The sequence below is a fragment of the Niveispirillum sp. FG148 genome (genome assembly GCF_057809655.1).
In genome coordinates this window covers 324,323-336,342 of the sequence record NZ_JBMDKJ010000002.1, presented here as the reverse complement: position 1 = coordinate 336,342, position 12,020 = coordinate 324,323, and the positions used below count along the sequence as shown (strand labels likewise).

The 12,020-nt window shown below is 63.4% G+C and carries 8 protein-coding genes; 4 read left to right on the top strand and 4 right to left on the bottom strand.

Annotation, left to right across the window (positions count from 1 at the left end; all coding sequences use genetic code 11):
- Window positions 1-14: 14 nt before the first annotated feature.
- The 4 genes from ACODTW_RS03325 to ACODTW_RS03310 all read right to left on the bottom strand — a co-directional run bounded on the left by ACODTW_RS03325 (window position 15) and on the right by ACODTW_RS03310 (window position 4,038).
- Complete coding sequence (locus ACODTW_RS03325) at window positions 15-713, bottom strand: fumarylacetoacetate hydrolase family protein (protein WP_488944471.1); 699 nt, start codon at window positions 711-713, stop codon at window positions 15-17.
- A complete protein-coding gene (gtdA, locus tag ACODTW_RS03320) occupies window positions 710-1,756 on the bottom strand; it encodes a gentisate 1,2-dioxygenase (protein WP_488944469.1) in 1,047 nt (348 codons plus the stop codon). The genes ACODTW_RS03325 and gtdA overlap by 4 nt, the downstream gene beginning before the upstream one ends.
- A 337-nt stretch (window positions 1,757-2,093) precedes the next feature.
- Window positions 2,094-2,864, bottom strand: coding sequence for an IclR family transcriptional regulator (locus tag ACODTW_RS03315; protein WP_488944468.1), 771 nt, complete (start codon window positions 2,862-2,864; stop codon window positions 2,094-2,096).
- Window positions 2,865-2,967: 103 nt separating this feature from the next.
- The gene (locus ACODTW_RS03310; RefSeq protein ID WP_488944467.1) at window positions 2,968-4,038 is read right to left on the bottom strand and encodes a LacI family DNA-binding transcriptional regulator; all 1,071 of its coding nucleotides are present in this window, start codon (window positions 4,036-4,038) and stop codon (window positions 2,968-2,970) included.
- Between the two features lie 366 nt (window positions 4,039-4,404).
- Between ACODTW_RS03310 and ACODTW_RS03305 the strand changes: the two genes are divergently transcribed.
- From ACODTW_RS03305 to ACODTW_RS03290, 4 genes are all read left to right on the top strand, one after another.
- Window positions 4,405-6,807 carry a TonB-dependent receptor gene (locus ACODTW_RS03305; RefSeq protein ID WP_488944466.1) on the top strand — a complete coding sequence of 801 codons (2,403 nt, stop codon included), beginning with the start codon at window positions 4,405-4,407 and terminating at the stop codon, window positions 6,805-6,807.
- An 85-nt stretch (window positions 6,808-6,892) separates the two neighbouring features.
- Complete coding sequence (locus ACODTW_RS03300) at window positions 6,893-8,794, top strand: sulfatase-like hydrolase/transferase (protein WP_488944465.1); 1,902 nt, start codon at window positions 6,893-6,895, stop codon at window positions 8,792-8,794.
- Window positions 8,795-8,807: 13 nt separating this feature from the next.
- Window positions 8,808-10,547, top strand: coding sequence for an arylsulfatase (locus ACODTW_RS03295; protein WP_488944464.1), 1,740 nt, complete (start codon window positions 8,808-8,810; stop codon window positions 10,545-10,547).
- On the top strand, window positions 10,544-12,004 hold the full coding sequence (locus ACODTW_RS03290) for a sulfatase family protein (RefSeq protein WP_488944463.1): 1,461 nt from the start codon (window positions 10,544-10,546) through the stop codon (window positions 12,002-12,004). Before ACODTW_RS03295 ends, ACODTW_RS03290 begins: the two co-directional genes overlap by 4 nt.
- Window positions 12,005-12,020: the final 16 nt, after the last annotated feature.

Below are 12,020 nucleotides of genomic sequence, written 5' to 3'. Positions count from 1 at the left end.
CGCCGTTATCTTGTCTATTCCCCCGCCGGCGCGCCGATCGTGATCCGGAGCGGGGTCAGGCCGTCGATGGACACCGTTATTTCGTCCCCCGGGACGACGGGGCCCACACCGGCCGGCGTACCGGTATAGATCAGGTCACCGGGCTCCAGCCGGTAGAACCGGGAGACATAGGCGACAGTCTCCGGCACATCCCAGATAAGATCGGCGAGGTCAGCATCCTGCCGGACCTGACCATTCAGGCTCAGCATGATCCGACCCTTGGCCAGGGGACCGGTTTCCGATGCGGGATGGATCAGCCCCAGCGGCGATGATTGCTCGACATTCTTGCCGGTGTCCCACGGACGCCCCTTGTCGCGCGCCTCCAATTGCAGGTCGCGGCGCGTCATGTCCAGGCCAGCCGCATAGCCGAATACATGGTCCAGCGCGGCTTCACTGGCAATGTTGCGCCCCGGCTTGCCGATGGCGACGACCAGTTCTGCTTCATAGTGAAAATTGGCGGTTTCCGGCGGATAGGCGATCACGGTGCCTGACGGAACCACGGTTTCCGCCCATTTCGTGAAGAAGAAGGGTGGTTCGCGGTCCGGATCCCGGCCCATCTCGCGCGCGTGCGCGGCGTAGTTGCGACCGATGCAGAAGAGCCGCCGGACCGGGAAAACCCGCCCATCCGTGGTGGCGGCCAGTGTCGGCGCCGGAGCGGCGAAAAGCGAGGTCATGCACAATTCTCCTTGAAGAGGCCGAGTTTCTGCTGTGCCGCCTTGTCCGAGTAACCAAACAGAACCAGATCGGTGCGCGCCTGCAGACGCAAGGCCTGCCAGGAAGGCACGACCACGATGTCCCGCGGCGCGAGCGGCATGTCCATCCCGTCGAGCGTGGCGGTTCCGCTGCCTTCAACGACGACGAACACCGTGCCGTCGGTTGAACGCCGGCTTTTTGTCTCGAAGCCTGCGGGCAGAAGCCGGACATGCGCCGATATGGTCGGCATGACCGGGCCGCCATCCGCTGGGTTCACGAATTCTAGGGCATGCCCCAGATGCGGATCGATGGGCGCCGAGCGGGCCATTGCGTCCAGGGCCGGCCGCCAGTTCTGATAAGGGTAATGAAACAGAGCCTGATGCGCCGGCCGGCGGTCGGCGGCGGAGCCGCGCATCGGACGCAGATTATGGCCATAACTGGCCAGGGTTGCGCCGGGCCCCGCCGTCTCCGGATGCACCTTCTGATCCAGATGTTCGGCGAAGCTGGCGTCGAAATGCCTGACCGTCGGGATGTCCAGCCCATCAAGCCAGATGATCGGCGTACCGGTATTGTTGCCATGGTCGTGCCATTGCCAGGACGGTGTCAGGACAAGGTCGAACGGATGCAGGATCGCCTTCTCCCCATCGACGGCCGTGAAGGCCCCTTCGCCTTCCATCACAAAGCGCAGGGCGGATTGCGAATGACGGTGACAGGGCGCGATCTCTCCGGGAAGGACAAGCTGCAACCCGGCATAAAGGCTTGGCGTGATCGCCGACTGTCCTGGAAGCCCTGGGTTCTCCAGGATCAGGACGCGGCGTTCAGCCTGTTCGGCACTGATCAGATCACCCGCCCGCAAGAGATAGGCGCGCACCTCGTCATACTGCCACCGGCGTGCCCGGGCCGGTGATTGCGGTTGTGGGCGCACAAGCTGGCTCAGCGACTCCCACAGCGGTGTCAGGTGATGCGGGGCCATTTCCTGGTAGAGCCGGTCCAGCAGCGTGCGCTGGTCATTGGCCAACAACATTCGGGGTTCCTCCCTGGAACGCTGGATATGCCGACATGTTGAAGGCGTTATACATTGGAGAATGAATTATGCAATGAGTAATTTATGGGTGCGGCACAGGAATGGAAATCCACAGGGGGGCGAGGCCGACGTGGACAGGTCCTGTCCCGCGCCGGCATCAAAATGCCGACGGCCTGGCTTTCGTCGGCCTTGTTTCGTGTTCCCTCAGGTGCCGGGCGCCGCCATCCGGCGGCTTGGCTTGCGCGCCACGGGGCGCGGGCCGGCGGTCGTCGGCCTCCAATCCGCCTAAAGGTCAACCTTTAGGCGGATGGTATAAGTAATTGATGGAGAACCAGTTTTATCCCTGCCAGCCAAGCTGGCGGCTGATGTCGCGGCAGAGTGTGGCGAGTTCAGCCTTCGTCCCGTCCTGTTGGCGGGAATGGGAAGAGTCGGGCTGCAGCACCGTGGCGGTGAGCGCGACGCGCCCCTGCAGGTCGAAAATCGGGAACGCCGTGGCCCGGAGTCCCGGCACCATCATCCCGTCAACATAGGCAAAGCCGTCCGCACGGACCTTCGCGCGCAGCTTCTCTGCGTCGCCTTTGTTGACCGGGCCCTCCGCCAACTCACGCGAAGCCAGATGTTCGGTCTCCGCCGCCGGCATGAAGGAGAAGAAAACCTGGCCGGTTGCAGAGGACAGGAGCGGCAGCACCGACCCGACAGTGAAGGAGGTCATCACGGGCGGGCGGCCCATCAGCCAACGGACAATGGTCGGTCCCAGCGGGCCCAGGGCCGCAAGCTGCACGGTCAGGCTGGTGCGGCGGACAAAATCGGCAATCAACGTGTCCGCGATCTGGAAGGCATCGACCCGCGCCAAGGCCGCCAGGCCGAGTTTCAGGGCAGCAGGTCCCAAATCATACCGTCCTGAGTCGGGATGCTGCTGTGCCATTCCTGCCGCTATCAGGCTTTGGAGATAGCGATGGACCTGGGGTGGCGGCATGTCCGTGGCGTGGGCGATGGTGCTCAAGGGTGCGGCACCGCCCAATGCGGCAAGCGCTTCCAGAACGCGCAGCCCGATCTCCACGGACTGGATGCCGCGACGGCGCGTATCTCCCCCAGATTGGTCGCTCACCCGTCCAACTTCCTGTCAATGTCCCACCAACATGCCTCGGAATTTAGCCGTAGCCCAGGCGGGCGTCCATGAATCCGTTGGCGGCGAAGACCAGAAGGGACGGTTAGGGACCGGGCGGCCGCATGACCCGCCGCCGTCGGGGCGGTTGCGCCGTGCTGTTGCGGATCACCAGTTCATGAGGGAAGAAGGGCATGGGGGCCGGGCAACGGCCTGTCCGGCTGGCGGTGACGATATAGGTGGCCGCAGCGGCGCCCATGGCCACCATTGGCTGGCTGACGGTCGTCAATGTGGGCCAGACACTCGACGCCAGGGGGATGTCGTCGATACCGGCGACGGACAGGTCCGTGGGTACCCTCACGCCCTTCTCCTGGGCCACCGTCATGACGCCGATGGCCATGTTGTCATTGCCGGCAAAGATGGCGGTGGGGCGGTCATCCAGCGCCAGCAGTTCGGCACCCGCGATCCGCCCCGATTCCCGCGTGTAATCCCCGCTGCGGACGAGTAACGGGTCGAACAGGCCGGCCGCCAGCATGACATCCCGGAACGCCTGCAAACGCCGCTCGGCCGAGCCGAGATTGGAACGGCCGCTGATGAAGCCGATGCGGCGATGCCCAAGGTCCAGCAGGTACCGCGTCATGTCCGCCGCCGCCTTGTAATCATCGATGCGCACCATCGCCGGCAGATCGTCCGATTCCACGCCCGGACTGATACGGACATAGTGGCCCGGCCTTTCCTTCAGCAATGCCAGCAGCCTTGGATCATCGGCCAGGCCCGGCATGATGATGAACCCGTCGACCGTCGGCATGGCGATCAGCCGCGTTGCCCGGTCCGTAAATCCTTCCTCCATGAGTTCAAGCGGTTCCACCAGAAGATGGAAGCCGGCCGCACGGGCCGCCGTCACCGCCCCCACCTGCAAGGCAGCGATATACTCGTTCTGCAAGGACATATTGGGCTGTTGAGGATTGCTGCCGAAGACGAAGGCAATCATGAAGTTACGCGATCCCGACAGGCTGCGGGCCGACAGGTTCGGGGCGTAGGCCAGGGAGGCGACGGCCGCTCTCACCCGTTCCCGTGTCGCCGGGCTAGCCTTGGTCTCGCCGTTCAAGACCCGGGAAACGGTCTTGATCGAAACACCGGCCACACGGGCCACATCATAGATGGTGGGCTTGCTCACGAAACGATGCTCTCCGGCTGATCGTTACCTGGATAGGCTTTTACCCGGCATTGGAACATTCGGCAACAGAAGGGGACAGCGCTGGACATTTTGCTTGCGAGGGCACATGGTTGGTGATAGCAAAAATTGGCCGGCAGAGACGCTGGTCTTTTTTTAGCCAAAGGGGACAGCGGTGTCCCCTTTGGCTATCAGATGAGAGAGAACCCCTAAAGGGGTCGTGGCAGGGGGGATGACAATGACAATATCCAAGCGCCCGAATTTGGCTGCCTGACGCTTTGCGCGGTTGCCTATTCCTCACCTGGCAGGGCGCCGGGTATTTCTTGCTCACCTCCCGCGACGGTCAAAAGACGAGAAGGGAGTGACACGATGTACAAATCCCGCTTGATGCTGGGCGCGACCATTCTTTCCCTGGTCCCCGCCCTTGCCGCACAAGCCCAGACGAATGATACCTCGGTTCAGCTTGAGGAAATCATCGTCACGGCACAGAAGCGAGCCGAGCGTCTTATCGATGTTCCTCTTGCCGTCTCGGCGGTGGGGGGCGAGATGCTGGAGAATCTGCGGATCAGCGACAGCAACAGCCTGACCAACGCCGTCCCCTCCCTGACCTATCAGCAGGGCGCCAACCCGACGAACACCAATTTCCGTATTCGCGGCATCGGCACCCAGCTTTTCGGGCAGGGCACGGAGGCTTCGGTTTCGGTTGTTGTGGACGGTGTTGTCTCGGCGCGTGGGGCGCAGGGCTTTGCCGAACTGGCCGATATCGAACGGGTCGAGGTTCTGCGGGGTCCGCAGGGCACGCTGTTCGGCAAGAATGCCACGGCCGGCGTGATCAATGTGGTGACGGCCCGTCCCTCCGACGAGTTCGGCGGCCGGGCCGAACTGACCATTGCGGAAGGCGACGAGTACCGCGCCAAGAGCACCGTTACCGGCCCGTTGAGCGATACGGTGCGGGCACGGCTGAGCGGCTACTACACCAATGTCGGCGGCTATGTCCGCAATGTCACGACCGGCAAGGACGTGCAGGGGTCGGAAGGCTGGGGCGCCCGCGGCAAGCTGGAATGGGATGCCAGCGACAATCTGAATGTCCTGTTCGCGGCTGATTACCGCAAGCAGGACGCCGTGTGCTGCGCGTCGGTTCCGATTCAGCTGACCAACGCCACCATGGTCAGCATCAATGCCCCCGTCGTCGCCTCGCGCACGAACCGGCAGATTTCCGAGAACACGGAAACCTACGCGAATACCGAGCAGTTCACGGGGTCAATCCAGGCCGACTGGGACATCGATTTCGCGACGATCACCTTGATTTCCGCGTTCCAGAAGTTCAATCTTGAGAACAATCAGCCGATTGACCGCACCAACTCCAGTCCGATCCGGTTCCTGGGTGGCCCGTCCGTGGCGCCTTATTCCGCATGGGATTATAACGCGGGCGAAGTCCGGTTGAAGCAGTTCTCCGAGGAACTGCGCATCGGCTCCAATGGTGGCGGTGACTTCACCTATGTCGCCGGTCTGTTCTATAACCATATCGACATTACCCGTCCGTTCAACCGTCGCCGCGCCGCCTGTGTGCAGAATGCCGCCGGGCAGACACCGCTGGCGGTGGGCGCCACCTGTCCCACGGCAAACCTGCGCTGGCAGTCCAGCGGCACCGAGTCCAACCTGAAGCAGGACGGGGTCGCGGCCTTCGGTCAGGCCGAATGGCGCCTTATCGGTGACCTGAAGGCCATCGGCGGCCTGCGCGTCCAGTATGAGCGGGGCAAGAACAGCGGCACCCAGTTCGGTCCGCTGGTTGCAGGCGATGCCATCCTGGCGGGTACCACCTATCGCCCTGGTGGGGTGAACAGCGGCAGCTTCGTGGCGTCCGACTGGGCAACGACAGGCAAGGCCGGCCTTCAGTACGAATTCGACCGCAATTTCCAGACCTATGGCACCTATACCCGCGGGTACAAGGGCCTGGGCTATGAGATGGAAGCCGGCGCCGATTTCGTCAACCAGAGCGCGCTGGAACCCGAACACGCCAACGCCTATGAGCTGGGTGCCAAATATGTCACCGATGACCGGGTGTTCAGTGTCAATGCGGCAGCCTTCCTGACGAAGTTCACCAACCTGCAGGTCCAGGCCAACCGGGGCGACCCCACCTTGGGCATCGTACGGTTCCAGTCGATCAATGCCGGCAGTTCGCGCACCAAGGGCCTGGAGCTGGAAACGACGTTGCGGCCGACGGACGAACTGTCCATCAACACCTCGCTCACCTATGCCAAGTCGACCGTCAATGTCGATGGTCTGAACTGCCCGGTACAGTTCCAGGCCGGCGCGCCGGTGGTGCCCAGCACCTCTGCCGTGCCGTACAATACCTGTGTCCGGCGCACCGCCGGCGGTACGGCGTTCCAGAATCTTCAGGGCGCCACGTTGCCGTCGTCCCCGAAATATCGTCTCGTGGTGTCCCCCCGCTATGAACGCGATATCTCGAATGATATGGCCGGCTTCGTCCAGATGAATGTCAGCTACCAGAGCGCGGTCAACTTCACGATCGAACAGGACCCGCTGACCCGCCAGGGCGGCTATTCGCTGGTCGATCTGACCGTGGGCGTGCATGAAATTGACGACCGCTGGACCGTCAGCCTGTTCGTGAAGAACCTGTTCGACAAGAACTACTTCACGTCCATCGGCCATGTGGCACTTCTCAGCTCCGTTGCCACGACCGATCTGGTTGGCACCTTCAACAAAGATGCCGACCGCTATTTCGGTGGATCGGTCGCCGTGCGCTTCTGACAGGAACGGGCCAGGCCTCACGGCCTGGCCCGTTCCTTTCCGCCAAGGCTGCGGATGGTTTGGTGTGACCATGGGGAAGAATGGAATGAGCGGAAACAAGCTGCACCGGCGCGCCGTGCTGGCCGGTGGTTGCATCGGTGTGGCGGCGTCCGCCCTGCCATCCGTTGCCACCGGCAACCGGATGCCCAACATCCTGTTTCTGGTGAGCGAGGATAACAACCCGCTCATCGGTGCCTATGGCGACCCGCTGGCACACACCCCCACCATCGACCGTCTGGCGCGCGAAGGCGTGCTGTTCCGCAATGTCTACAGCAATGCCCCCGTCTGTGCCCCGTCGCGCTTTGGCATCCTGACGGGGGTCTATCCGGAATCCTGTGCCCCGGCCAACCATATGCGGGCGACGGCCCGATGGCCCAAGCCGCTGACGACTTATCCGGAGCAGTTGCGCCAGGCCGGCTATTTCTGCGCCAACAATGCCAAGACCGACTATAATTGTGATGTTGTGCCGGACGCCATCTGGGACCAGCAGGGTGCGGCCGCCCATTGGCGGCAGCGGCCGGCCGGGCAGCCCTTCATGGCTGTCTTCAATTACATGACGACGCATGAATCCCGTCTTTTCAAGCCCACGGCGGGACGGGTGACTGCGGAGCAGATCACGCTGCCTGCCTATCTGCCCGACACGCCGGCGATCCGCCAGGATTTTGCCAGCTATTACAACCTGATGGAGAAGATGGATGGACAGCTGGCGGAGCGTCTGGCCGAACTGGAGGCTGACGGGCTGGCCGATGACACCATCATTTTCTATTATTCGGACAATGGCGGCGTGCTGCCGCGATCCAAGCGCTATTGCTATGACGAGGGGCTTCGCTGCGCGCTGGTGGTGAAGGTGCCGGCCAAATGGGCGCATCTGGCACCGGGCAAGCCGGGCACGGAACGGACCGATCCCGTCAGCTTCATCGATCTGGCCCCGACCCTGCTGTCGCTGGCCGGGATCAAGGTGCTGGCGCAGATGCAGGGCCAGCCCTTCATGGGGAAAGGCCGCCGGGCCGCAAAGCACTATGCCTTCGGCATGCGCAACCGCATGGATGAGCGCTATGATTTCCAGCGCACCGTCACGGATGGGCGCTGGCGCTATATCCGCAACTACATGCCGCACCGCCCCCTGGGGCAGCATCAAGCCTTCGCCTGGCTGGCCAAGGGCTATCAGGATTGGGAGGCCGCGCACCGCGCCGGCACCCTGACCCCGGTGCAGGACCGCTTCTTCCAGCCAAAGCCGTTCGAGGAACTGTACGACCTGTCGGTCGACAAGGATCAGGTGAGCAATCTGATCGATGATCCCAAGGCCGCCCGCGTGCTGAAGGATCTGCGGTCGGCGCTGGACCGGCACATGCTGTCCATCAATGACAATGGCTTCATTCCGGAGGCATCGCCGGAGGAGGGCTGGTCTGAGAGCAATGACAAGGCCCGCTATCCGCTGAAGCAGATCATGGCGTTGGCGGCGACGGCCGCCCGCCGCGATCCCGCTGGCCTGGGGGAATTGCAGGCGACCCTGAAGCACGCAAATCCGATCCTGCGCCATTGGGCCGCTGCCGGCCTGCTGATGCTGGGCGAGAAGGCGGCGCCGGCGCTGCCAGAGCTGTTGTCCGCTATGCGGACGGACGAGCGGCTGCAGACCCGCATCGTGGCGGCGGAGGCTGTCGCCATGCTGACCCAGCCGGACGAGGCCGTCGGCGTGCTGGCCGACCTGTGTGCGCCGACGCAGCCCTGGCCGATCCAGCTTCAGGCGATCAACGCCCTGACCTTCATCGGTGACAAGGCCGGGCCGGCCCTGCCGGTGATCCGGCAGGCGGCGGAAAGCGAACAGGAATTTGTGCGCAATGCCGGGCGCTATCTGGTGGCCGTGCTGACAGGAACCTACCAGCCTTCAATGCCGATCTTCGATCTGGAACGGATGTTGAGCCGGTCGACGCCCGGCCGCGCCGGATAAGGGAGTAGAGGGAATGTGGAAACGCTCCATCCTGGCCGGCACCGCCCTGGCCCTGGCCCTGGCCCTTGGCCTGTCGGTTGCCGCCAGGGCTGCCGATCGTCCCAACATCATCCTGATCGTGCTGGATGATGTCGGCTTTTCCGATCTGGGCCCCTTCGGATCGGAAATCCATACGCCCAATATCGACGCGTTGGCCCGCGACGGTCTGCGCTACAACCGCTTTGATTCAAAGGCGGTCTGCACGCCCACCCGCGCCGCCCTGCTGACAGGCCGCAACCCGCAGACGGTGCGGATGGCGGATCTGCCGGCCGACAAGCCCGATCCAGCCAACATGACCAAGGATCGCGGCGAATTGCCGGTCAACGCCCAGACGGTAGCGCAGGTGCTGCGGACGTCCGGTTACCGGACCTATGGTTTTGGCAAATGGCATCTGGGTCCGGAATATGAGGATGGAACCGAGGGCAATAACGGCTCCTGGCCGCTGCAACGCGGCTTCGACCAGTTCTATGGCTTCTATCTGGGCTGGACCGATCAGTACCGGCCGACGCTGATCGAGGGCAACCGGTCCCTGCCCGATGCGCCTTTGCCGCCGGACTATCATTTCTCCGCCGATATCGTTGATCATGCGGTCACTGCCCTGGGCGATGGCGGGCAGGAAAAGCCGGCCTTCGTCTATCTGGCCTTCGGTGCAGGTCATTCGCCCATCCAGGCCCCGCGCGCCTATATCGACCATTATGCCGGTGTCTATGACCAGGGCTGGGACGCGCTGCGCGAACAGCGGCTGGCGCGGATGAAGGCGATGGGCATTGTGCCGCAGAACACGGTGCTGCCGCCCCGCAATGCCGGCGACCGCGCCTGGGACAGTCTGACGCCAACGGAGAAGAAGGTCTTCGCGCGGTTCATGGAGGTATATGCCGGCTTCATTGAGCATACCGACGCCCAGATCGGCCGGCTGGTGGCGCATCTGAAGCAGACCGGACAGTATGAGAACAGTCTGATCATGCTGGTGTCGGACAATGGGGCCGCCAGCGAGGCCGGGCAGAACGGCTTTTTCGAACGGCTGTACCGTCCCAACAATCTGACGCCGGAGCAGATGCTGGCCCGGCTGGATGAGCTGGGAACGGTCAAGACCCAGTCCGAATATCCCCGCCCCTGGGCCATGGCCGGCGTCACGCCCTTCCGCCGTTACAAGGTCTGGCCCTATCTGGGCGGCGTGCGGACGCCGCTGATCGTCAACTGGCCCAGGGCCATCCATGATGGTGGCAGTATCCGGGGGCAATATGTGGACGCCGTCGATATTGCGCCGACCCTGGTGGATGCCGCCGGCACAAAGTTCCCGACGGAAGCCGCCGGTCAGGCCGAAATCCCGGTGGCCGGCAAGAGCATCCAGGCCAGCTTCGCCCAGGCGAATGCCCCCAGCGTCCGGGACGCGCAATATTTCGAACTGCGCGGCAACCGGTCCATCCGGGTTGGCGACTGGCGGGCCGTGGCCCTGCATCGCCCCGGCACGCCGTTCGACAGCGATTGCTGGGAATTGTTCAATCTGGCCGAGGATTTTTCCGAAAGCCGGAATGTGGCGCGCCAGCATCCGGACAAGCTGCTCGAACTGCGCCGCCGCTGGTGGCAGGAAGCCAGACAGAACAGCCAGCCGGCCATCGCCGAAATGCCGGAACGCTTTGCCAGACGCGAACGCTTTGATCCCGCCGATGCACAGGCGGCCTGCGTCAGCAGCGGCCAGGGAGAGGGAAAATGATGAAAATGGATCATTCCGGCAAGGCCGGACGGCCCGGTCGCCGCGCAAAGCTGCTGTCCGTCACCTCGCGGCTGGTTCTGGCCTTGATGACCGCACCGGTTGCCCTGGGCCTGACGGCGGTGATGCCGGCATCGGCCGTGGCGGCGGAACAGCAGCAATCGGCCCAGCCCAACATTGTCCTGATCATGGTCGATGATCTGGGCGCGTCGGGGATCGGCAGCTATGGCGGCGAATATCCGACGCCGCGCATCGATCAATTGGCGCGGGAAGGGGCGATGTTCGCCAATGCCCATGCCACGCCGCTCTGTACCCCGTCGCGTACCCGCATCCTGACCGGTATAGAGAATGCCCGGAATTATGAGGCGTTCGGCTATCTGAACCCCAATGCCCGCACCTTTGGCCATGTGCTGAAGGAAGCCGGCTATGCGACGGCGATCGTGGGCAAGTGGCAATTGTCCGGCAATGGCTTCGATGGCCGCGTCGGCATGCAGCCGCTGAAGGCCGGTTTCGACGAGGCGCTGTTGTGGCAGGTGGCCAACGGGCCGGCCAAAGGCTCGCGCTATTGGGGACCGACCCTGTGGAACAATGGCCGCACCAAGATCAACGAGTCCGGCTTCGGCCCCGATCTGGCCAGCAGGTTCGCGCTGGATTTCATCACGCGGAACAAGGACAAGCCCTTCTTCCTTTATTATCCGATGGTGCTGCCGCACTCCCCCTATGTGCCGACGCCCGACAGCATGGATGCCGATACAGCCAAGGCCAAGTTCACGGGCATGGTCGGCTATATCGACAAGCTGGTGGGACAGGTGTTGGACCGGCTTCAGGAATTGGGGCTGGATCAGAACACGGTCGTCATCTTTACCGGTGATAATGGCACAGGTGTTCAGATTGAGGGCATGCGCAACGGTGTCTCCGTCCGGGGTGGGAAGGGAAAGCCCAGCATCGCCGGCACCCATGTTCCCATGATCGTCCGCTGGCCGGGCAAGGTTCAGCCGGGGTCGCAGCCGCAGGGATTGTTCGATTTCACCGACATGCTGCCGACACTGGCCGACATCGGCCATGGCAAGATCGGTCCCGACCCGATTGATGGTGCCAGCCAGGTTCCCGTGCTGACAGGGAAGAAGGACAAGGTCCGGGAACAGATCTTCATGCATTACGCCCCGGGCTGGGTTCATGAACCCGCGCGCTTTGTCTTCGATGCGCGCTGGAAGCTCTACGGCGATGGCCGCTTCGTGGCCCTGGACCCCGTGCATGACACGGAGACCGAGGTGAAGGAGATGACGCCCGAGGCCAGGCGGCGGCTGAAACAGTTCCAGGCGATCCTGGACAAGGCGGGGGACGGTCCGCTGAACCCGGTGCGCTTCCCCATGTGTGCCGGCAAGCCGTCATTGAAGGAGGGGGTCATTCCGGAAATTGCCGGTTGTCCGCGCGAAGGCGACGGCGACGCGAACGAATAACGAAAGTTTGGAGGAA